19 protein-coding genes and 1 pseudogene are annotated in these 21029 nt (G+C 71.0%); 11 read left to right on the top strand and 9 right to left on the bottom strand.

From position 1 onward, the window contains the following. The first annotated feature begins 68 nt into the window (after positions 1 to 68). Both pdxA and OG758_RS03075 read left to right on the top strand, forming a co-directional pair. A complete protein-coding gene (pdxA, locus tag OG758_RS03080; protein ID WP_326708482.1) occupies positions 69 to 1082 on the top strand; it encodes a 4-hydroxythreonine-4-phosphate dehydrogenase PdxA in 1014 nt (337 codons plus the stop codon). 51 nt (positions 1083 to 1133) lie between these two features. Next, positions 1134 to 1916, top strand: coding sequence for a DeoR/GlpR family DNA-binding transcription regulator (locus OG758_RS03075; protein WP_326708481.1), 783 nt, complete (start codon positions 1134 to 1136; stop codon positions 1914 to 1916). A gap of 272 nt (positions 1917 to 2188) precedes the next feature. Here OG758_RS03075 and OG758_RS03070 read toward each other — a convergent pair whose 3' ends face one another. Beyond that, on the bottom strand, positions 2189 to 3160 hold the full coding sequence (locus tag OG758_RS03070; RefSeq protein WP_326708480.1) for a quinone oxidoreductase family protein: 972 nt from the start codon (positions 3158 to 3160) through the stop codon (positions 2189 to 2191). A 361-nt stretch (positions 3161 to 3521) separates the two neighbouring features. On the opposite strand from OG758_RS03070, the gene OG758_RS03065 reads away from it, so the two are divergent. Further along, positions 3522 to 4307 carry an ABC transporter permease gene (locus tag OG758_RS03065; protein WP_326708479.1) on the top strand — a complete coding sequence of 262 codons (786 nt, stop codon included), beginning with the start codon at positions 3522 to 3524 and terminating at the stop codon, positions 4305 to 4307. A 39-nt stretch (positions 4308 to 4346) separates the two neighbouring features. Here the strand turns inward: OG758_RS03065 and OG758_RS03060 are convergent, their stop codons facing one another. Both OG758_RS03060 and OG758_RS03055 read right to left on the bottom strand, forming a co-directional pair. Further along, the gene (locus OG758_RS03060; RefSeq protein WP_326708478.1) at positions 4347 to 5276 is read right to left on the bottom strand and encodes a M56 family metallopeptidase; all 930 of its coding nucleotides are present in this window, start codon (positions 5274 to 5276) and stop codon (positions 4347 to 4349) included. Between the two features lie 14 nt (positions 5277 to 5290). Continuing rightward, positions 5291 to 5686 carry a BlaI/MecI/CopY family transcriptional regulator gene (locus OG758_RS03055; RefSeq protein ID WP_326708477.1) on the bottom strand — a complete coding sequence of 132 codons (396 nt, stop codon included), beginning with the start codon at positions 5684 to 5686 and terminating at the stop codon, positions 5291 to 5293. A 181-nt stretch (positions 5687 to 5867) separates the two neighbouring features. On the opposite strand from OG758_RS03055, the gene OG758_RS03050 reads away from it, so the two are divergent. From OG758_RS03050 to OG758_RS03020, 7 genes are all read left to right on the top strand, one after another. Then, entirely contained in the window at positions 5868 to 6506 is a 639-nt protein-coding gene (locus tag OG758_RS03050; protein WP_326708476.1) for a phosphatase PAP2 family protein, read from the top strand. Then, positions 6503 to 7339 carry an undecaprenyl-diphosphate phosphatase gene (locus OG758_RS03045; RefSeq protein WP_326708475.1) on the top strand — a complete coding sequence of 279 codons (837 nt, stop codon included), beginning with the start codon at positions 6503 to 6505 and terminating at the stop codon, positions 7337 to 7339. Before OG758_RS03050 ends, OG758_RS03045 begins: the two co-directional genes overlap by 4 nt. A 318-nt stretch (positions 7340 to 7657) precedes the next feature. Continuing rightward, positions 7658 to 8692, top strand: coding sequence for a sodium-dependent transporter (locus OG758_RS03040; protein WP_326708474.1), 1035 nt, complete (start codon positions 7658 to 7660; stop codon positions 8690 to 8692). A gap of 185 nt (positions 8693 to 8877) precedes the next feature. After that, positions 8878 to 9816 carry an ABC transporter ATP-binding protein gene (locus OG758_RS03035; protein ID WP_326708473.1) on the top strand — a complete coding sequence of 313 codons (939 nt, stop codon included), beginning with the start codon at positions 8878 to 8880 and terminating at the stop codon, positions 9814 to 9816. Next, positions 9813 to 10664 carry an ABC transporter permease gene (locus tag OG758_RS03030; protein WP_326708472.1) on the top strand — a complete coding sequence of 284 codons (852 nt, stop codon included), beginning with the start codon at positions 9813 to 9815 and terminating at the stop codon, positions 10662 to 10664. Before OG758_RS03035 ends, OG758_RS03030 begins: the two co-directional genes overlap by 4 nt. 94 nt (positions 10665 to 10758) lie before the next feature. Next, on the top strand, positions 10759 to 12018 hold the full coding sequence (locus tag OG758_RS03025; protein ID WP_382061193.1) for a sensor histidine kinase: 1260 nt from the start codon (positions 10759 to 10761) through the stop codon (positions 12016 to 12018). Next, on the top strand, positions 12015 to 12683 hold the full coding sequence (locus tag OG758_RS03020) for a response regulator transcription factor (RefSeq protein WP_326708471.1): 669 nt from the start codon (positions 12015 to 12017) through the stop codon (positions 12681 to 12683). Before OG758_RS03025 ends, OG758_RS03020 begins: the two co-directional genes overlap by 4 nt. A 204-nt stretch (positions 12684 to 12887) precedes the next feature. On the opposite strand, the pseudogene OG758_RS03015 reads toward OG758_RS03020, so the two are convergent. Beyond that, positions 12888 to 13076, bottom strand: a pseudogene (locus tag OG758_RS03015) (dihydrofolate reductase family protein); the annotation flags it as partial. Between the two features lie 196 nt (positions 13077 to 13272). Here OG758_RS03015 and OG758_RS03010 point away from each other — a divergent pair. After that, positions 13273 to 14244, top strand: a complete 972-nt coding sequence (locus OG758_RS03010; protein ID WP_326708470.1) for an SDR family NAD(P)-dependent oxidoreductase — start codon at positions 13273 to 13275, stop codon at positions 14242 to 14244. Positions 14245 to 14287: 43 nt separating this feature from the next. On the opposite strand, the gene OG758_RS03005 is transcribed toward OG758_RS03010, so the two are convergent. From OG758_RS03005 to OG758_RS02985, 5 genes are all read right to left on the bottom strand, one after another. Further along, the gene (locus OG758_RS03005) at positions 14288 to 15292 is read right to left on the bottom strand and encodes a twin-arginine translocation signal domain-containing protein (protein ID WP_326708469.1); all 1005 of its coding nucleotides are present in this window, start codon (positions 15290 to 15292) and stop codon (positions 14288 to 14290) included. A 36-nt stretch (positions 15293 to 15328) separates the two neighbouring features. After that, positions 15329 to 16618 carry a transporter gene (locus OG758_RS03000; RefSeq protein ID WP_326708468.1) on the bottom strand — a complete coding sequence of 430 codons (1290 nt, stop codon included), beginning with the start codon at positions 16616 to 16618 and terminating at the stop codon, positions 15329 to 15331. A gap of 3 nt (positions 16619 to 16621) precedes the next feature. Continuing rightward, on the bottom strand, positions 16622 to 17176 hold the full coding sequence (locus OG758_RS02995; RefSeq protein WP_326708467.1) for a hypothetical protein: 555 nt from the start codon (positions 17174 to 17176) through the stop codon (positions 16622 to 16624). Further along, entirely contained in the window at positions 17173 to 19305 is a 2133-nt protein-coding gene (locus OG758_RS02990; protein ID WP_326715782.1) for a hydantoinase/oxoprolinase family protein, read from the bottom strand. Before OG758_RS02990 ends, OG758_RS02995 begins: the two co-directional genes overlap by 4 nt. A gap of 102 nt (positions 19306 to 19407) precedes the next feature. Next, positions 19408 to 21006: an FAD-dependent oxidoreductase gene (locus OG758_RS02985; protein ID WP_326708466.1), complete on the bottom strand. Its 1599-nt coding sequence runs from the start codon at positions 21004 to 21006 to the stop codon at positions 19408 to 19410. Positions 21007 to 21029: the final 23 nt, after the last annotated feature.

The following is a 21029-nucleotide window of genomic DNA, read 5'->3' as shown; positions in this document are numbered from 1 at the left end:
ACCTGCTTCATCGTCCGCTACCCGCTACCCGCTACCCCCTACCCGCTACCCGCCCAGGAGTTGCTCTCATGCCCACCGCTCTCCCTCTCATCGCCGTCACCATGGGCGACGGCGCCGGCGTCGGCCCCGAGGTCGTCGTCGCGGCCCTGCTCGACGACGCCGTCCTGACCCGCTGCCGTCCCGTCGTCATCGGCGACGCGCAGCGGCTGCGCCAGGCCGCCCGCATCCTCGCTCTGGACTGCGAGATCGTCGCCGTCGACCACCCGCGCGACGCCGAGTTCATGTCCGGTCGCATCAACGTCGTCGATCTCGGCCTGCTCCCCGCCGACCTGCCATGGGGCAAGCTGTCGCCGGTCGCGGGTGACGCCGCGTACGCATATGTCGCGCGCGCCGCCGAACTCGCCGTGGCAGGCGACGTGCACGCCATCTGCACCTCCCCCCTCAACAAGGAGGCCCTGCACGCCGCGGGTCACATCTACCCCGGCCACACCGAACTCCTCGCCCACCTGACAGGGACCGAGGAGGTCTCGATGATGCTCTCCACCGAGAAGGTGAAGGTCATCCACGTCACTACGCACATCGGCCTGATCGACGCCGTGAACCGCATCGAGCCGGGCCTCGTCGAGCGCACGGTGCGCCGCGGCCACGAGGCCATGGTGCGCGCCGGTACCCCGAACCCTGTTATCGGCGTCTGCGGCATCAACCCGCACGCGGGCGAGAACGGTCTCTTCGGCTACGGCGAGGAGGGCGAGAAGATCGTCCCGGCCTTGGAGAAGCTGCGCGCCGAGGGCGTCGACGCCCGCGGCCCGCTCCCCGCCGACACCGCCTTCTTCCTCGCCGCACGTGGCGACTACGACCTCATCGTGGCGATGTACCACGACCAGGGCCACGGCCCGGTCAAGGTCCTGGGTATCGAGGCAGGTGTCAACCTCACCGTGGGACTGCCCGTCATCCGCACCTCCGTCGACCACGGCACCGCGTTCGACATCGCCGGAACGGGCGCGGCGGAGGCCGGTAGCATGGTCGAGGCGCTGCGTCAGGCGGCTGAGATGGCGACGGCGCCGGTCACTCCGGCGGCCTGAGCCGCCGTCCCCTGCACTGCCGTTATCACCGCACCGTAGAGGACTTCGTAGATGCCGCCGACCACTTCCCAGGCACGACGCGACCGCATCGTCCACCTCGCCACCACCACCGGCCTCGCCAGCGTCGAGGAACTCTCGCAGCTCTTCGACGTCACCCCCTCGACCATCCGCCGCGACCTCGCCCGCCTCACCACGGAGGGCCGCCTCGCGCGCACCTACGGCGGAGCGATGGCGCTGTCCGCGCACCCCGAGGCATCGCTGCGGCAGCGCACGGGCGAGGCGTACGAGGAGAAGCGAGCCATCGCGCAGTGGGCCGCCCGGCAGGTCGAGCCGGGCGAGACGCTGCTTCTCGACGCCGGTACGACGGTGGGTGCGCTGGCCCACGAGCTGCGCGGCGCAAAAGAGTTGACGATCGCGACCACGGGCCTGACGGCCCTGCACGCCCTCGCGGACGCGGAAGGTGTGAACGTCGAATGCCTCGGCGGCACGCTCCGCCCGCTCAGCCAGGGTTTCGTAGGCCCGCTCACGGAGGCCGCGCTCGAGTACATGTCCTTCGACCGGGTCTTCCTCGGCGCCGACGGCGTCACCGTCGACCGCGGCATCTGCGAGGCGGACCTGCGCCAGACCCGTCTCAAGGAACTGATGGCGCGGCGCGCCGATCGAGTCTATGTACTGGCCCACGGCGCCAAGTTGGGGCGCGCGCCGTTCCACGCGTGGGCGAAGCTGAGGGAGGACTGGACCCTGGTCACGGACGCATCGGCACCCGACGCGCAGATCCGCGCCTTCGAGGCGAGCGGGGTACGTGTCGAGATCGCCCCGCCCGGGGGGACGTGACGGAACGGGAGGCCTGACGCTGACGGCGGCCTTCACTCTCTCGGCACCGTCGGCCACGTCCGTCCGCGATCCCCGAATCCACCCGTCGCCCGGCCCTGAACCGGGCCGAGGGTCGGCCGCCTCTCTCGCCGCCCCCGGCCCGCACGAGCGCCGTGCGCGCACCATGGGATCGCACGGATCGGTGGCTCCGGGCGCATCGGACATCCACCACTCCGTCCGTGTCCCGGCGACGCCGCAACACCGGCCGTCAGCCGCCTCGGCGACCCGCCGGGTCAGCCCAGGTCGAGCACCACTTTGCCGACGGCCTCGCCCTTGCGCAGCCGCCCCACCGCGTCTTCGAGGCGGTCGATGCCGTAGCGCTCGTACGGCAGCGTGAGCTCGCCGGAGGAGAGGTCCGGCAGGAGGCGCACGACCTCCGCGGCGACCTCCTTGCCCCGGCTGATCATGTTGACGGGGAGCAGCGAGACGTCGGCGAGGAAGAAGTCCGCGAGGTCGAGGGTGAGCTCGCGGCCCGCGGTGTAGCCGACGAGCGCGGCCCGGCCGCGCGGGCGGACCAGGGCGAGGGCATTGCGCAGGATCGTACCGCCGACCGTGTCGATGAGCACGTCGACCTTGCCGCCGATCGACTCCTCGGAGAGGTCTGCCGCGAGGACCGCCTTGGCGGCGTCGGGGACGTGCGGCAGCTTGGCCGGGCGGCCGACCACGCCGACGATCTCGGCCCCTGCCCGGGCGGCCAGCTGTACCGCCGTCGCGCCTACCGCACCGGACGCGCCGGTGACCATGACCCGCTCGCCCGGCCGCACTTGGGCGATCGGGTGCACGGCGGCCCAGGCGGTGCCGACGGGGGAGAAGTAGATGCAGGCCAGCGCGGGGTCGGTGCCCTCCGGCATGACCTCGACAGCGGAGTCGGGGACGAGCACGTGCTCCGCCCAGGCGCCTGCGCGGCTGAGCCCGAGCCCTTCGCCGCGCACCCGCACGAGCGCGCCCTCGGGGTGGGTGCCGGAGGCGAGGACGATGCCGCTGCCCTGTGTGCCCGGGACGGAGGGCAGGTCGGGCAGGATGCCGAACTGTCCGTCGAGGACGTTGAGGTCGAGGTGGGCGACCGTCGCCGCCTTCATCCGTACGAGGGTGTGCCCGGGCTGCGGCTCGGGGACCGCCCGCTCCACGAGGCGCGGCAGGGTGCCGAACTCCTCCAGGATCAGGGCTCGCGAGGTGGGTGTGGATGCCGCTGAGGTGCTGCTCACTTGCTTCCGATCTCCGATCGCGCTGTTGCCCCCGCTGTTCCCGCCGTTCATACCTTAGCTCCGTACCTGTGTAGTACATGTATCGCGATGACGCGCAGGACCCGGTCGTGGACGAACCCAAGGATTCCGAGGGTGATGATGCCGACCTCCGGGTCGGAGTGCGGTCGTGGTGGCGGCACGTTCCCATCGGACAGCGGCGCGTTCGAAGCGAGGCGTCCCGTCTGGCGGACCGACCCGGTTGAGGTGGCATCCGGGTGTCCATACGCTCCGTCGATTCCCGGGTCCGATCGGCAAGGAGCCCAGAACCAGTGCGAGGGGCCGACAGCCGTACCTGCAGTGCGCGGCGTCTACGGTGAGGCGTGTGACGCTGAGTGCAAGATCTCTTCTCCCGGTCAACATCACGCTGGGCGTGTTGCTGGTCGTGCTGCTCGCGGTGGCGGCGGGGGTTGCCTACTGGTTTCGTCTGTCTCCCGACTCATCGGGCGGCAGGCCGAGGGAAATCCTGGTCGCGGGAGCGCGTGCGGCGGCTCAGCTCGCCGCGGTGTCCGTGGTCATCACCTGGGCAGTCACCACGGTGGCGGGACTGGTCGCGTTCCTGGTCGTGATGTTCAGCGTCGCGGTCCGTACGGCAGGCCGACGGCTGACCAGTAACCGCACGTGGTGGCTGACCGCCGCACCCATTGCTGCCGGTGTCGTCCCGACGGTGGCCGCCTTGCTGCTCACGGGACTGGTTCCCCTCAAGGGACTTGCGCTCGTTCCGATCACCGGCATTCTCATCGGCGGCGCGCTGACGGTGACGGTACTCGCCGGGCGCCGCGCCCTGGACGAGTTGGAACAGCGCCGCGGGGAGGTCGAGGCGGCGATGGCACTGGGCTTCCTCGACCGCGACGCGCGCATGGAGATCGCCCGGCCCGCGGCATCGGACGCCCTGCTCCCGGGTTTGGACCAGACCCGTACGGTCGGCCTGGTCACGCTTCCCGGAGCGTTCGTGGGCATGCTGTTGGGTGGTGCGAGTCCGGTGATGGCCGGGGCGGTGCAGCTCTTTGTGCTGATCGCCCTCATGGCCGTGCAGGCCATCGCTGTCGCAGTGACCGTCGAACTCATCGCTCGGCGGCGCCTGTTCCGCCCTGACGGGCACAGGCGCTGATGCCCGGAGCCCTTGGTCGTCGATACCAGAGCGCACTCATCAACGCAGGTGGGCGAGTTCCAGAAACTCGTGCAGGTCATGGGCGGCTTCCAGCACGCAGACGCTGCTCACTGCTACCAGCGCTCCGGCCGCGGCGAGGAGGTGGGCCGGTCTGCGTGGGGGAGGTTCGAGCAGGGCTGCGACTCGGCGAGGGATGACGCCAGGGGCCGGGCTGCGGCCGAGGACCCCCAGGGCCGCTGAGGGCAGGCGCAGCGCGCGGGTGCGTTTGGTGGCCACGGCGGCTCTGGCCACGGTTTCGGCGACGGCGCGCCGGTCGCCGGTGTGGAGAGCGGCGTACTCATCGGCCCACCTCTCGACGGTGTAGGCGACGGACGTGGCCAACGGGCGAAGCAGCGGGTTGGCGGCTGCTGAGAGCTGGGCGAGCGTGACGAACGCGTAGTGATGGTGGTTCAGGTGTGCCCGCTCATGGGCCAGGATGATGTCGTGGCCGGTGGGGTCCAGAGCTTCGAGCATGCCGTGGGAGATCACGATGCGGCCGGGCAGTCCGGGCATGGTGTATGCGTCGGCGTGCCGGTCGTCGGTGACGACGACCGATTCCCTCCCGGGCAGGCAGGCCGCTTCGAGAGCGGCCGACCACAGCGCCCCGGCGCGGCGCACGGTGAGACGGACGGTGGCCGCCACCGCGAGGCTGAGCAGAACAGCCCCTGCCAGGGCCGCGGGCCACGCCGCCGGATCCTCGCGGGCGATCACCGTAGGCGAGTAGCCCTCAAGCGCGTCGATCAGCGGGAGACGCACCAGTCCGGCCACGGCCAACAGGCCGAGGACCACGGTGCTGGACACGGCCAGGATCAGTCCGGCGGCGGTCAGCAGCCAGGTCGCCAGCCGCGGTTCGAGGCGGCGGGCCAGCGGGCCCGCGCTCAGGCCGGCCAGCGCGGGCAGCAGCAACGGCAGGTAGACGGCCAGGTGCATCGGTACCTTCCCCGCTACCCGTTGCTGCCGTCGCTGCCCAACAGGCGGCGCAGCAAATCTTCGTCGTCGTCGGACAGCTCATCCACGAAGTGGGTCAGTACAGAGGCACGGTCGGTGCCTGCCTCCATCACCTGATGCATGTGCCTGGCCGTCAGCCCCGACTCGTCGGAGACGGGTTCGTACGCGTAACTGCGACCGACTGGAGTGCGGTCGAGTACGCCCCGGCTGTGCAGACGGGCGAGCGTGGTGGCCACAGTGGTGTGCGCGGGGGACGCCGTCAGGAGATCAGCCACGTCCCCGGGCGTCAGGGCGCGTCCGGCCGAGTGCAGCAAGGTGAGGATCTCGGCCTCCAGCGCGCCGTTGGCCCGGCGCCTGCCACCTGCCTCAGCAGCATGTCCCTGAGCACCCAACGCCGTCCTCCTGCCTACCTGGTCTACAGTCCCCGTATCTTCTATTCGCGAATAGAAGATAATGTGTCCCCCAGCCCCGCTGCCACGTCCCTGCGTGCGGTGGACCCTGCCCACAGGATGCCTGATGCCTCCTTCGTCTGCCCACAGCCCTCGGCGCGAGAGCATGCCGTGGTGGCCTGCCGTGACCGTCCTGGCAGTTTGCGGTGTCCTGCTCGGGACCCTGGTTGCCGCGGTCGCCGCACGGGCGTCGCCCTTCGCCCTGGATACGGCCGTGCACGGGTGGGTGCTGGACCACCGTCCGGCCTGGGCACGGCAGTTGGCCACCGTCGTGACCGGCACCGGCAGCGGAACGCCGGCCTACGCGCTGGCGGCCCTGGCCGGGGCACTCGCGCAACGCACCGCGTACTGGCGAGGCGCACTCGCGGGGGTACTCGCTCTGGCCTCGGCACAACTGCCCCGTATGGGATTGGCCTCGGCACTGGCAAGGCCCAGACCGCCGTCGGCGGACTGGGCGGCGCAAGCCGGCGGATGGTCCATGCCCTCCGGCCACACCACGACGTCCATGGTGGTCGCCCTCCTGCTCACCCTCGCCGTGCACCGCAGGGTGCATGGCCGAGTGCGGCCGATCCTGCTCGCCGTCCCCGCGGTCTGGGCCACCACCGTGGGCCTCACCCGTATCTACCTCGGCATGCACTGGCCGACCGATGTCGCGGCCGGATGGCTGCTGGCCGCCTGCTGGGCGGCGTCGGCAACGCTCCTTGTTCTACTGTGGCGGCGCCGGGCCGACCACGCACTCTCGATGGAAAGGCAGTACACGTGAGCGCCATCAGCATCGGACAGGCCGTGATTCTCGGCGTGGTGGAGGGAGTGACGGAGTTCCTGCCCGTCTCCTCCACCGGCCACCTGAAGATCACGGAAGGGCTGATGAACATTCCGGTGGACGACAAGTCCGTCGTCGCGTTCACCGCGGTGATCCAGGTCGGCGCCATCGCCGCGGTACTGCTCTACTTCTTCAAGGACATCGTCCGGATCCTGGGCGCATGGGGACGCGGGCTGCGCCACCGCGACCAGCGTTACCACCACGACTACAAATTCGCCTGGTGGGTCATCTACGCCACCATTCCCGTCGTCATCGTCGGACTGGCGGCCAAGCCGCTGATCGAGGGCCCCCTCGCCTCGCTCTGGGTCGTGGCCGCATCGTTGATCGTCGGCAGTGGACTGATGTGGGCCGCCGACCAGATGGGCCGGCACAAGCGGGGCGAGGACGACACCAGCCTGAAGGACGCCATGCTCGTCGGTTCCTCCCAGATCCTCGCTCTTCTCTTCCCCGGCTTCTCGCGGTCCGGCGCCACCATGTCCACCGGGCTCATCCTCGACCTGGACCGCGTCGCCGCCACGCGCCTCTCCTTCTTCCTCGGCATCCCTGCACTCACCGGCGCCGGCCTGTACGAACTCAAGGACGCCGTCGGGGCCGGCGGGGACATCACGCCCCTCATCGTGGGGACCGTGGTCTCCTTCATCGTCGCGTACGCGTCCATCGCCTGGCTGCTCAAGTACGTCGCCCGGCACAGCTTCAACGCCTTCGTCATCTACCGGCTCATCGTCGGCGCACTCCTGTTCGCTCTCCTGGGCGCCGGAGTTCTCAACGCCTGAGCGGGCCACGGGGACGGTGCCGCCGGGCATCGCTGTGCCGGGCAGCCGGCGCAGGAGCCGTCCCCGCGGCAGTCGTCGAGGAGGAACGCGTGAGCCGCACGGCGTCATGGCATCGTCCGTGCCGACGGACACCTGAACGCATCCTGACTGCCGTGCGGTACAGCGCGCACCACCCCGTCCGGGGGGAGCACCATGGGCGGATGAACAACTGCGTGGCCCGGCGCATACCGGCGTTCCTTCCCGCCCCCGCTCCTGCGACGGAAGAAGGCCGCCCTGAATACCCGAAGCGCTGCCCGGACTGACAAGGCGACCGACTGGTTGCGACGCCGGCTCGGCCGCGGAGTCGTCCTGTCCTACGCGGCAGCCCTGTTCCTGCCGGGCCCCGGACTGTGGCTGCGCCGACCCCACTCGCTGTCCCTCGGCGCGAGCGGCCACCTGTCCTTGACCACCGCACCGCTCCTGCTCTGCCTGGTGCTCTTCTCGGCCGGGCTCCAGGTACCGGTACGCGCGCTGGGGACCCTGCTGCGCTGCCCGATCCCGCTGCTGGCCGGGCTCGTTCTGCACCTCGCGATTCCGCTCCTCGCCATCCCCGTCGTCGCGTTCCTGCTGCGTAGGACGCCCGACACCGACGGCGGCAGCGGCCTGGTCACCGCGATGATCCTGATCGTGGCCATGCCCGTCGCCGCCGGAGCCACGGTGTGGACCGGCAAGGGAGTCGGTGACCAGCCGACCATGGTCGGGCTCGTCCTCGCGTCCACCCTCCTCAGCCCGCTCACCATTCCCCTGGTCACCAGTGCCCTGGTGCCGCTGCTCGGAGGCGGTTACGCCGACGCGCTCACCCGGGCTCTGCACGCCGGCAACGGCGGATTCGCCCTGGTCGGCGTAGTCCTGCCGTGCACAGTCGGCATTGTGTGCCGCCTGGCACTGCCGGCGCCATGGCTGCGCCGGGTGCTCGGCGTCGGCGTACCCGTTGCCCTGGTCGGCTCATTCCTCCTCACCTACGTCAATGCCTGCGGCGCCCTCGGCTCGTTCCTGGCCCACCCGCGCCCGCTGCTGCTCGCCGCCGCGCTGGCCGTGGCGGCGAGCGTCTGCCTGCTGTCGTTCACGGTCGGCCGCGGAGCCGCGCGTCTGCTGGGACTGGACGCGCCCGCGGCGTCGTCCCTCACGCTCGCCTGCGGCATGAACAACAGCAGCGCGAGCGCGGTGCTGATCACCACCACGCTTCCCGACAAACCACACCTGCTCCTGCCCGTCCTGGCCTACGGGCTGCTGCAGAAGACGGCCGCCGGCCGGGTGGTACGCGGACAGCGGTTACGTGTCCCCGACTCGCACCCGACGGCTCACGCCTCCTGACATCGGTCGGCCGGGATGGCAACCGCAGTGTCGTCCGAAGCACACATCGCCGGGGCGTAGTACCCCGGTACCACTCGACCGGCCCCCTTCAGCCCTCGGTACCACCGGATCGGGGCCATGACGGTCTTAGCGTTGCGGTGGAGGCGTAAGGCGTGTCGAACAGCGCAGTCGAAAGAGAGAAGCCAATGATCGAGGCACAGCAGCTCACCAAGAGGTACGGGGCGAAGACAGCCGTCGACGATCTGGACTTCACCGTGAAGCCGGGCACGGTCACCGGTTTCCTGGGACCCAACGGGGCGGGCAAGTCCACGACCATGCGCATGATCGTCGGGCTCGACGCGCCGACGAGCGGGTCCGTGACGGTGAACGGCCACCGCTACGCCCGCCACCAGGCACCCCTGCAGGAGGTCGGAGCGTTACTGGAAGCCAAGTCGATCCACCCGGGCCGCTCGGCCGGCAACCACCTGAGGGCGCTCGCGCTCACCCACGGCATTCCGCGCCGCCGCGTCGACGAGGTCATTGAACTCGCCGGTCTCGGCAGCGTCGCGAAGAAGCGGGCCGGTGCCTTCTCCCTCGGCATGGGGCAGCGGCTCGGCATCGCCGCCGCCCTGCTGGGCGATCCGCAGACGGTGATGCTGGACGAGCCCGTCAACGGTCTGGACCCGGAGGGAGTGCTCTGGATCCGCAATCTGCTGACCTCGCTGGCGGCCGAGGGGCGGACCGTGTTCGTCTCCTCGCACCTGATGAGCGAGGTCGCACTGGTGGCGGACCACCTGATCATCGTCGGCAGGGGACGGCTGCTGGCCGACACGACCGTACGGGACCTTGTCCGCCAGGCGGGCGGCGACACCGTCAAGGTCGCGACGCAGCACCCGACCCGGCTGCGGGACGTGCTGTCCGGGCCCGGCGTGGAGGTCATCGGCCGCGTCGGCTCCGAGGAACTGCAGGTGACCGGGATGACCGCCCGCGAGATCGGGCTGAAGGCGGCCGAGCACGGAATCCCCCTGTTCGAACTGACCGCGAAGGCGGTGTCGCTGGAGGAAGCCTTCATGGATCTGACCAGGGACGCCGTGGAGTACCACGGCTCCATGACCGGCGCCGACACCTCCGGGAGCGCAGCATGAGCACCCTCACGGCAACCCCCGACACCCCCGAGTCCGCACAGGCCGCTCCGGCCGGGCCGGTCTACCGCGTGACCGGACGGCGTGTGCTGTTCTCGGAGTGGGCCAAACTCTGGTCCGTGCGCTCGACCTGGATCACTCTCGGCCTGGGCCTGCTGTTCCTCGTCGCCTTCGGCGTCATCGCCGCGAGCCACTACAGGTCCGGACTCGACTCCGGCCGTCCCATGGAGCGCGACTTCGTCTCCGCGACGGCCGTGAGCCTGTCCCTCTTCGGCACGAACTTCGCCCAGCTGGCCCTCGGCGTACTCGGTGTGCTGATCACGGCGGGCGAGTACTCCACCGGCATGATCCGCTCGACCCTCGTCGCGGTGCCGCACCGGCTCCCCGTGCTGTGGTCCAAGGCGGCGGTGTACGGGCTGGTCGCGCTGGTGGTCGCCACCTTCGGCGCGTTCGTCGCCTTCCTCGCCGGCAGCCGGATCGTCTCCGGCACGCCCGTTGCCATGGGCCTCGGCCACGCCGGCGTCGTACGCAGCCTGCTGGGCGCTGGGCTGTACCTCGGTCTCGTCGGTGTGATCGGTACGGCCCTGGGCGCGCTGCTGCGGTCCGTGGCCGGCGGCATCTCGGTCCTGGTCGCCGCCCTCATGCTCGTCCCCGGGCTGATCGCCTTGTTGCCCAGCTCGTGGCAGGGCGATATCGACCCCTACCTCCCGAGCCACGCCGGCGCGTCGATGTTCGCCGTGACCCACGACTCCACCACCGTGTCGCCGGCCGCCGGGCTCCTCGTCCTCCTCGGCTGGACGGCACTGGCGCTGGCCGGAGCGGCGTACCGCCTGCTGCGTAGCGACGCCTGAGACATTGCCTCCGCATCATGGACCGGACCCGCATCATGAACCGGACCCCCACCATGGGTCGGTGAACTCCGTGACCACCGAAGACCTTTGCGGGATGGGGCCGTTGGTCGCTCGGCTCGGCACGGGCGGCGAGCGGCTCCGGCGCGCCGACCGGGCCCGTCCGTGGGTGTTGGACACCGCGGTGGTGGTCCTGGTCTTCCTGGTGTGCTGCCTGCCGGACCTCCTGCAGGGGGGCGCCGGTGGCGGCGACGGTCCGCGCCGGTTCCGCCTGGCGTTCGTCCAGCTCCCCACGGTCGGCATGCTGGCCCTGCAGGCCGGGCTGGTGCTGCCGCTGCTGTGGCGGCGGCGATCGCCCGCGGTGGCCTTCGGCGCGGTGACGGCCGTGTTCGTCCTGCAGTGGTCTCTCGGTGTCGCACTCCGTGCGGATGTCGCCCTCTTCGTCGCCCTGTACAGCCTGGCCCTGCACGGGCGGCTGCGGCAGCTGCCGTGGGCATGCGCGGTCATGGCGGGTGCGGTGGGCCTGGTCGCGGTGAGGGTCTCGCCTGCGGTGTCGGTCTGGGACGCGCTCTTCTTTCTCCTCAGCACGGCGACCGCGGCCCTCGCACTCGGCCTGATGATCCGGATCCGGCGGGCTCAGCTGGCCGGCCTGCGGGACCGTGCGGCCCGGCTGGAGACAGAACGCGACCAGCGCGGCAGGCTCGCCGTCGCGGCCGAACGGACACGGGTGGCCCGCGAGATGCACGACATCGTCGGCCACAACCTGTCCGTCATCGTCACACTCGCGGACGCGGGTGCCTACGCCACGGAAGCGGCCCCGGAACGGGGCAGGGAGGCACTGCACCTCATCGGTGACACCGGACGCCAGGCCCTCGGGGAACTGCGGCGCCTGCTCGGCGTGCTGCGGGAGGCGGACGGCCCGCGCACCGAGCCCGAACTGAGCCCGCAGCCCGGGCTCGCCGATATCGACGCGCTGTGCGAGGGGGTCCGCGCCGCCGGCCTGGACGTGATCTACCGTACCGGCGGTGACGTCGACGCCCTCGACAGCGGCGTGCAGCTGACCGTCTACCGCATCGTGCAGGAGGCCCTGACCAACACGCTGAAGCACGCAGGCGCCGACGCCCGCGCGAACCTCGCGATCGTCGTCGAGGACACGCGCCTGACCATCACCGTCCAGGACTCCGGCCCGCCCGCTCCGGCCGGCCGGCGTGGACCGGCGAACGAGGAAGGACACGGACTGGTGGGCATGCGAGAACGAGCGGCTCTCTACAGCGGACACGTCAGCGCCGGTCCCGCCGGCGCGGGATGGACGGTGCGGGCCGCACTCGACCTCGCCCCGCAGGGCGGTGCCGGATGACCACCGTGCTCGTCGTGGACGACCAGCCTCTCCAGCGGTACGGGCTCCGCATGCTCCTCGACTCCGTGCCCGAGACAGAGGTGGTCGGCGAGGCCGCGCACGGAGCCGACGCCGTGCGCAAGGCCGCCGGACTCCGCCCCGACGTCGTCCTCATGGACGTACGCATGCCGGGCATGGACGGCATCGAGGCCACGCGCCGCATCGTCGCCACGGGCGACCGCTCCCGCGTCCTCGTCATGACCACCTTCGACCTCGACGAGTACGTCTACGCGGCTCTGCGCGCCGGAGCCAGCGGCTTCCTCCTCAAGGACGCCCGCCCCGAGGAACTCCTGGCCGGCATCCGTGCCGTGGCCGTCGGGGACGCGGTGATCGCACCGGCACTCACCCGCCGCCTGCTGTACGAGTTCGCCCGACTCGTGCCACCCCACGCGAACGGGTCTGACGAGGAGCCGAGGCTGAGTTCCCTCACCGACCGCGAACGCGAGATCCTCGTCGCCATCGGCAAGGGCTGGACCAACGGCGAGATCGCCACCCGCTTCGTCCTGTCGGAGTCCACGGTCAAGACCCATGTCGGCCGCGTCCTGTCCAAGATCGGCGCCCGCGACCGCATCCAGGCGGTGATCTTCGCCTACGACCACGGCCTGGCCCGGCCCCATGGGGGCTGAGCCGATGGGCCGGCGGCGCCGATCGCATCGATCACCTCACGACTGGACCGACGACCAGGAGATCTGAACAAAGCCGCATCAGAGGCGCGAGGGCGATCGCCACGCACAGGCCGATGATCAGCGCGTACGAGACCAGGCCGCACATGGTGAGCGGCAACTTCCGGTCAGGTGCGGCTGTTTGACGGGTGGTGGGCTCGGTGGGACTCAGGCATGCAGGGTGGGCCGGTGGATGAGCTCCTGGATGTGGCCGTCGAGCGTGCGCTGGTCGATCAGCTCGAGGTCGAAGTCGGCCGCACCCCGGAAGATCGCTTCCAGCCCGGTCCGACCGGTGATCACAGGGAAAGGAGTCACCTGCACGCGGTCCACCAGACCGGCGGCCATCAGCGCCCGGAGAGCCCAGTGCTGTCCCTGGTGGTGTACGGGGTGTTCAGTGGCGGCGGGGAGTCGGGCCGCTCGGTGCAGGGGGATCTCGGGGTGGGGACATGAATCGGCCGTCCGGTCGGTGCCGGCTCCCCGATCGGGGCCTGTCCGGCCCGCGGCCGCGGGGCGAGCTTGACTTCGAGTGCACTTGAATTCGTAGCGTGCGGTCATGAGCGACGACAGCACACCCCAGCACAAGATCGGTTCGGGTTTCGGCGCCCGGAGCACCGCCGATGATGTTCTCGAGGGCATCGACCTCACCGGTCGGCTCGCCCTGGTGACGGGCGGCTACTCGGGCATCGGTGTCGAGACCACACGCGCACTGGCGAAGGCCGGCGCCCGCGTCGTGGTCCCGGCCCGCCGGATCGGCGCGGCACAGGAGAACCTGGCCGGAATCGAGGGTGTCGAGGTGGCCGAACTGGACCTCGGCGACCTGGACAGCGTGCGCGCCTTCGCCGAGTGGTTCCTCGCAACGGGCCGGCCCCTGGACATCGTCATCGACAGCGCGGGGATCATGGCCTGCCCCGAGACCCGGGTCGGGCCGGGCTGGGAGGCCCAGTTCGCGACCAACCACCTAGGCCACTTCGCCCTCGTCAACCGCCTGTGGCCGGCGATCGAGCCGGGTGGCGCCCGCGTCGTCTCGGTCTCCTCCACCGGCCACCATGCCTCGCCCATCCGCTGGGACGACGTCCACTGGCGCAACGGCTACGACAAGTGGGAGGCGTACGGCCAGGCCAAGACGGCGAACGCGCTGTTCGCCGTGCAACTCGACCGCCTCGGTCAGGAGCGGGGGGTGCGGGCGTTCTCGCTGCACCCTGGTGGCATCCTCACTCCCCTTCAGCGGCATCTGCCGAAGCAGGAGATGGTCGAGCGGGGCTGGATCGACGAGGAGGGCAACCTGCTCTACCCCGAGGCCTTCAAGACACCGCAGCAGGGTGCGGCCACGCAGGTGTGGGCGGCGACCTCCCCCCAACTGAACGGAATGGGCGGCGTCTACCTGGAGGACTGCGACATCGCCGAGCCCGCCCCGGCGGACGGCACCCGGGTCGGCGTCAAGGAGTGGGCCACGGACCCGGAGCAGGCCGCTCGCCTGTGGGCACTGTCCGCCGAACTGGCCGGCGTGGACGCGTTCGCCGCCTGAGGCCGGTGGGATTCGTGCCGCGGCGGCGCCCAGATTCCGCGGGTCAGCCCCGTGCGACCGCGATCGACCCTGCCAGCCGCTCTCCCGCCTCGTACACCATGTACGGCACCCCGTGTTCCGTCCCGAACGACGGTGCGGCCGCTCGACCGTTCTCGGGGGCTGTGGAGTGGGAGTCGTAGAAGACGCCCAAGTGGTTGCGGCGGGAGAAGTCCGTGCCGACCTCCGTGATCATGAGGTCGCCGCCGCTCTCCTTGTCCTTGTTGTAGACGACGTACGCGGAGCCGCCGCGCGTCAGAAGGTGGGGGCCGCCCACGTTGACCGCGCCGACGTCCGAGTGCCGGACGAGCGGACTCTGGTCGAAGGTCCAGTTCCTGCCGTCGGCGGACCAACCCCAGCAGATGTCACGATGGTTGGTCGTGTTGTTCAGCATGAAGAGCATGACGTAACGGGCGACGTGCGCGGGCAGGTCGTGGCGGAAGACGCGGGCGTACGACGTCTCGGTGGTGCCCGACGGCATCATCGACGTAGACAGGACGACCTTGTCGTACGTGAAGTGCACACCGTCCTTGGAATGGGCCAGGCGCGTCGTCGTGTTCTCGCCGTGGAAGTACAGCCAGAACTCCTTGGTTTCCTCGTTCCACAGCACGTGCGGGGACGAGACGTGGCTGACCGAGTAGTGCGGGTCCCACTTGTTCGACACGATCGGGTTCGCCGGGTACTCCGTGAACGGGCCCTCCAGCGAGTCACCGTAGGCCAGGCAGATGCCGCCCGGCGCGTCGTGCGGCGCGTAGTACAGGTAGTAACGGCCCAGCGGCGAAGCCAACTTGTCGTACACGCCGCGCACGGTCGGGAAGATGATCTCGCCCGTCGGGTTGTACTTGAGCTGGGACGGCGTCAGCAGTGTGCGGACGTAGGTGTAGTCGGGGAACTCGCCGGGCGCGGCCGACGCGGACGGCGTCGACAGGCCGCCGAGGGCGAGCGCGGCGCCGGTGACAGCGGTGGTGCGCAGGAACGTACGACGGTCCGGGCCAAACTGCGGCTCTTGCATGATCGGCTCCTGAAGTCGGTTGCTTTCGGAGGGGTTTCAGAGGTACGTGGCGGCCGTGACGCACAGGCCGCCGAGCGCCACGGCCCACACGTAGGGCAGCGTCCTGACCATCACCTGCTGCGGTGAGACGCCCGCGTACTGCGCGCTCCACACCGTCTGCGTACTGGTCGGGTCGGCGACGCCGAAGACCTGGTTGTAGGAGGTGGCCATGCCGAGGACGGCGACGGCCGGGTAGATGCCGGTGGCGATGAGGACGCCTGCGATGCCGGCGCCCAGGCCGAACACGTTCAGCGGTCCGCGGTACAGGCACAGCGGTACCAGGAGTGTGAAGACCAGGACGAACAGCACCGCGTTGTGCGGGCTGACCGCCTTGACGAGCGGCTCCAGCGCCTCGACCGCGCCGGGCAGCTTCACCGCGGCGAGCAGAATGCCGATGGCCACGAACAGGGTGATCGGCGGGGCCGCCACCTCGAAGCCGCCGTACAGGGTCCGCAGCAGACGGCGGTTCATCTCGCGCGGCCGTGTCGTCGTCACCAGCGCGTACAGCACACCCGCAAGGAGCGAAGGGATGATCGCCAGGTCGAAGCCCAGCGCCAGCACCAGGGGCACCACCGGAGTGAGCAACGCGTACCAGGGGGCGTCACCGAGCCGCTCACGGCGCCCACCGCGTGAACTCGGCTCCGAATGCACCGACTTGAGCGACCAGGCGTGCTCCACCCCACGCCGCCGCGACTCCACCAGGACGTAGGCGATGGCCGCCACCAGCGCGAACGGGAAGAGCTTCAGCATGAAGCCGCGCACGGTGTCCACCGGCAGGTCCAGTGCCGTGGAGAAGAACTGCCACACGGGCAGTTCGAATGGCATCCCGGCCGCGATACCCATCAGGATCGTGCCCGCGGCAGTCACCTTCGGGATGCCCACCGCGATCATCGCCGGGATGCCGATCAGTCCGGCGAGCATCGCCGCGGGGGCGGACCCGGTCACGGTGCCGACGAGGGCGGACACCGCGAGGACGCCGAGCGCGACGAACACCGGCCGGTCACCGCCGAATTCGACGATCTTGCGGACCAGCGTGCCCGCGATGCCGGTCTCCTCCAGCAGCTTGCCGAGCCACGAGCCGAGCAGGATCGCGATCATCGTGGCGGCGAGCGCGGGCGCACCCTCCTGGAGCGCCGTGTCGAACACACTGTTCTTGCCCGTCAGGGGCGCGCCCGCGAGGAACGCGATCACCACGGCGAGCAGGACCAGCGCGAACGCGGTCGGCAGCTTGCGGCTGAGCATGGCGGCCACTCCGGCCGCCATGACGAGCAGAATGACGACACCCATGGGTCACTTCTCGCTTTCACAGGACACGGCGGCGGCCAGCGCCTCCGTGAGCAGCAGGGGACTGCGGCCCAGGCCGCAGGCGGCTCGGGCGTAGGCGTGCGCGGCGAGTTCGTCGGCGCCCGCGACATGTGCGTACAGGCGGCGCCGTCCGAGCCGCAGCGCCGTGTGCCCGAGCGCCCGCTTGAACTCGGCCCGGACGTGCGCGTGGTGGAGCCAGCCGTGCGCCTGCTCGTGGGCGAGGGCGGCTGCCCGCACCGACCCTTCCGGGAACCAGTGCCGCCAGCCGCGCTCGGCGATCAGCCGCTCGGTGCGGTCGACTGTGTCGACGTAGATCTCGACCACCGGCGGCCTCGACCGGTACCGGGCCAGCAGCCCGGCCGCGAGGCCACCGTCCTGCTCGACGACGCTGACCGGCAGCGCGGGAGGCGTCATCCGGCTGCCGAACTCCGAGGCGACAAGTGCCCATTGACGGAGGAGCAGGGGATTGCGGCCCTCGTGCGTAGGCGTCCCGGCGAGCAGCCGCACCGCCAGGTCGAGGTCCTCGTCCCGGCCGCTCATGCGCGGGACTCCACGACCGCGACCACCGGCTCGTCGGCACCTCGCGAGCGCAGCTCGCTGCGGGCCAGAGCCAGCAGGGCGTCCGGTTCGAGGACACCGGACAGATCGGCGATCCGTCCGCCCACCAGCAGCCGCACCGCCGGGGCGCGCACACCGCCGTCGCCGTACGAAGTGGAGTCCCGCACCAGTGACGCCAGCGCCTCACCGGCCGCGCCCACCGTGGTCGTCGACACCCGCGCGTTCGGCACCCCGAGCCGCACCACCCCGTCCGCGTCCACCACCCTCACCGGCTGTCGGTTCGCACGGAACCTGCGGCGTACCTCCGTGCCGTACACGGTGTACGCGTCCGTGCCGGCCAGCACTTTCACCCGCTCCTGCTGTGCCTTGAGGCTCGTGGCGGCGGCGCGCAGGCGCTCGGTGTCGTCGGCGCGGTGCGCCCGGTCCTGGGTGCGCAGCTCGGTCGCGCCGGTGGCGACGGCCCGTACGGTGCTGGTCTGTGGGTCGACCGTCACTTCCACTTCGACCCCGTCGGCCGCGGCGCCCTGCGCGACGACCGCCCGCTCGGCCTCGGCGCGCACCGCGAGGATCTGCTCCTGGGTGGCGCCGGGCACGATCCGCTCGACCTGCTCGCGGACGAGCGCGAGGGCCACGCCGATCGGGCTGATCACCTCACTGTTCCGGGCGATACGGCCCTCGAAACCGGTGTCGGCGGCCAGGTGCGGGGTCACCGCCGCGGCGCCACCGCCCCCGCCGACCAGGACGGCCGTGTCCCGGTCGAGCCGGTAGTCCCGGATCATCGCGTCCACCACCGCTTTGACCGGCGTGGTCCCCGCGTCGAGGACAGCCCGCGCAGCGCCCGCCACGTCGGTGCCCAGAGCGGCGGCGAGCGGCTTCAGCGCGGCGCGTGCCACGTCCTGGTCGCAGCGCGCGAAGTCACCCTCGGGGACCCGGCCGAGCGCGTTCGCCGCGCACGTCATCGTCACGGCGAACCGGCCGGCCGCGGCATCGAGGACCAGATAGTCGTCCGGGTCGCCGTCCATCGGCCGCACCGTGGTGATCGTCGCGTCCCGCAGATCGTCGAGCGAGGCGAAGCACGCGTACGGCAGCCCCGCGATGTGGGCGCTGCGCGGCCCGACACCGACGACCCGGTTCCCGGCGACGCGCACCATGGAACCGCCGCCGACACCGACGGTCCGTACGTCGAGGGCGTTCAGGTACGAGGTCCTGCCGAGGATCGTCGCGTGCCGCACCGCCACCTTGCCGCGCCGCACCACACTGATGTCCGTCGACGTGCCGCCCGTCTCCAGGAACACGCCCTCGCTGATCCGCTCCTGCATGAGCGCGCCGGCGACGCCCGCCGCGGGGCCCGAGAGGATCGTCAGGAGCGGGCGGCGGCGCATCTCGTCGAGCGACATGACACCGCCGTCGCAGCGCATCACCATGAGCGGCGCCGTCACCCCGGCCTTGGTGATGGACGCGTCGACGAGATCCGCCGTGGCCAGCATCCGGGGCAGGATCGCCGCGTTCACCACGGCCGTACGCGTCCGCTTGTGCAGCCCGTACAGCGAGGTGATCTCGTGCGCCGCCGCGAGCGGCAGCCCCGAGGGCCGCGCCGCGTCGAGGACGGCCCGCTCGCCCTCGGGCCGGTCCACCCCGAACGGCTCGGTGGCGACGAGGACTTCGGCTCCTCCCTCACGCACCCGGTCCACGGCGTCCCGCGCCGCGTCGGCGTCGAACGGGTCGGCCACATGCGCGTACGCCAGCGGAAGCCTTGTGCCCGGAGCGAGTTCGAGCTTGGCGAACGAGGCTAGCCGACGCGTGAAGGCCGCGCCCCCGCCGCCACCGATCCCGATGAGGCCCACCTTCGCCACGTCGCCTTCCAACAGGGCATTCGTGGCCTGCGTCGTGCCGTGCGCCAGGAACGTGACGTCCGCCGCCGTCCGCTCGACCTTCGCCAGGAGCTGCGCCAGCGCCTGGACGATGCCGTGCGCGACACCGTCCTCGTGGTGATGACTCGTGGGCACTTTCACCTGGCCCACCAGGGCGAGCGTCGCGGCGTCGACCGCCACGGCGTCCGTGAACGTGCCGCCCACGTCGATGCCGACGCGGATGCGACGGTCAGGGGTCATGCCGGTCATGTCAGGGCACCTCCTTGTGCGTTGACGTGCGTTGACGTGCAGTGACGTGCGTACGTTGCTGAAGGCGTGGGGGAGCCGGCGAGGCAGGAGCCGTCAGTACCCGCGGACGTCGGGCCAGTGGCGTTGCACGCCCGCCCGGTCGAGCAGCCGCGCGAACTCTTCGAACCGCTTGTCCTCGGCCTGCACCTGCTGCGGCTCGACGTCCTCGGCGAGACAGTGTGCGGCGAGCGCGCCCGCCACTTCGCCGACGTTCCACTCGACGGGGTGCAGCCGGTAGCAGCCGTTGGTGATGTGGGTGGTGCCGATGTTCTTGCCGGCGGGCAGCAGATTGCGTACCCGGCGCGGCACGAGTGCGCCCAGCGGGATCTCGAACGGCACCGAGGCGATGTCGATGTACGAGTCGCCGCCGGTGGAGGGGTGCAGGTCGATGCGGTAGCCGCCGACGCCGACCGAGTCGCGGTAGCGGGTCCTGCCGTACGAGCCGACGACGTCGGCGGCGACGTCCTGCTCGACGACGGTCGTCACTGCCTTGATGCGTCGCGACTCCCGCACGTACGCCGACTTGGCGAGTCCGTCGGCGGTGCCGGTGACATCCGGGCGGATGCGCAGGCCCGGGAGGCCGGTGCCGCCGTCGGAGCGCGGCGCCTCCGTCTGCAGCCAGTACAGGACCGAGAGCGACAACTGCCGTGCCTCACGCAGCGCTTCGGCCTCCTGGCCGATGTAGGGCTTCAACCAGTAGTCGTTCAAAGGCCAGTTGGCGAGCGTGATGTCCGAGTCGAAGGCGCCGGGCCGGTGCAGCTTGCGCGCCAGGATCCGCCGGAAGCCCCACAGCTCTTTGTCCCCGGCGTCCGCGCTCTGGTCGGCGCTGACCACGAGGGGATCGAGGTCGGGGTTGGGCACGAAGGTGCGGGGGACCGGCTCCAGAGTGCGCGGGTCGGGTGCCGCGAAGCCGAGCAGGGGACCCGGCCAGAAGTCGGGCCGGTAGGCGCGCCAGAAGTCGTAGTCCTGCGGCCGGTCGATGGTGTGGTCCTCGCCCTCGTGGTGCGAGAGCGCGAAGCACACGGTGATGCCCTGCTGATTGTCCGGCTGCGCCTCGTCCGGGGCGTGTGGTTCTCCGAACTCCCCTTGCCCTTCCGCCCCGTTGGCGTGCTCGACGCCGGCGACTTCGAGCAGCTCACCGGTCTCGGTGGCGTCGATGACGTACCGCGCGGCGACCGCCGTCAACGTCACGCTGCGCAGATCGCGCAGCGTGACGGCACGGATGACATCGTTATCTGCCTCGGCGGAGACGGCGCGGTGCTCGGTCAGGACGGTCAGCAGGCCGGACGCCCGGTGCGGGGCGAGCATCGCCTCCAACACCGCGAGCGCGATCCGTGGTTCGTGGCACAACTTGCTGACGCGCCCCGCGCCCGGATTGAGGTCCGCGAGCCCGAGCGCCTCGCCACGCAGCGGATACCACTGCCGGTAGTACGCCCGGATGCCCTCGCGCAGCGCCCTGTACGACGCCGTGGTGCCGAACTGCTCCACCCACGGATGCTCGTCCGGCGGCACGGCCTGGGCGGTGAGCTGTCCGCCGATCCAGTCGGTCTCCTCGGTCATCACGACGCGCCGGCCCGCCCGGCAGGCGGCGAGCGCGGCGGCGACACCGCCGAGGCCACCGCCGACGATCAGGATGTCCGGTTCGGGTATCACAGTGCTCCTCGTGGTTGTGCCTG

Origin of the sequence: Streptomyces sp. NBC_01474 (assembly GCF_035918215.1) — a bacterium.
Lineage (GTDB): Bacteria > Actinomycetota > Actinomycetes > Streptomycetales > Streptomycetaceae > Streptomyces > Streptomyces aureus.
The sequence above is the reverse complement of the archived record's forward strand: the minus strand, read 5'-3'. Positions and strand labels throughout refer to the sequence as shown.

What these genes read in the sequence shown, in the direction of transcription:
- OG758_RS03030 (WP_326708472.1), top strand. Translation starts at nt 9,813, where the DNA reads ATGAGCACCCTCACGGCAACCCCCGACACCCCCGAGTCCGCACAGGCC.
- OG758_RS03035 (WP_326708473.1), top strand. Translation starts at nt 8,878, where the DNA reads ATGATCGAGGCACAGCAGCTCACCAAGAGGTACGGGGCGAAGACAGCC.
- OG758_RS03000 (WP_326708468.1), bottom strand. Translation starts at nt 16,618, where the DNA reads ATGGGTGTCGTCATTCTGCTCGTCATGGCGGCCGGAGTGGCCGCCATG.
- OG758_RS03025 (WP_382061193.1), top strand. Translation starts at nt 10,759, where the DNA reads ATGGGGCCGTTGGTCGCTCGGCTCGGCACGGGCGGCGAGCGGCTCCGG.
- pdxA (WP_326708482.1), top strand. Translation starts at nt 69, where the DNA reads ATGCCCACCGCTCTCCCTCTCATCGCCGTCACCATGGGCGACGGCGCC.
- OG758_RS03010 (WP_326708470.1), top strand. Translation starts at nt 13,273, where the DNA reads ATGAGCGACGACAGCACACCCCAGCACAAGATCGGTTCGGGTTTCGGC.
- OG758_RS02990 (WP_326715782.1), bottom strand. Translation starts at nt 19,305, where the DNA reads ATGACCCCTGACCGTCGCATCCGCGTCGGCATCGACGTGGGCGGCACG.
- OG758_RS03075 (WP_326708481.1), top strand. Translation starts at nt 1,134, where the DNA reads ATGCCGCCGACCACTTCCCAGGCACGACGCGACCGCATCGTCCACCTC.
- OG758_RS02995 (WP_326708467.1), bottom strand. Translation starts at nt 17,176, where the DNA reads ATGAGCGGCCGGGACGAGGACCTCGACCTGGCGGTGCGGCTGCTCGCC.
- OG758_RS03060 (WP_326708478.1), bottom strand. Translation starts at nt 5,276, where the DNA reads ATGCACCTGGCCGTCTACCTGCCGTTGCTGCTGCCCGCGCTGGCCGGC.
- OG758_RS03020 (WP_326708471.1), top strand. Translation starts at nt 12,015, where the DNA reads ATGACCACCGTGCTCGTCGTGGACGACCAGCCTCTCCAGCGGTACGGG.
- OG758_RS03005 (WP_326708469.1), bottom strand. Translation starts at nt 15,292, where the DNA reads ATGCAAGAGCCGCAGTTTGGCCCGGACCGTCGTACGTTCCTGCGCACC.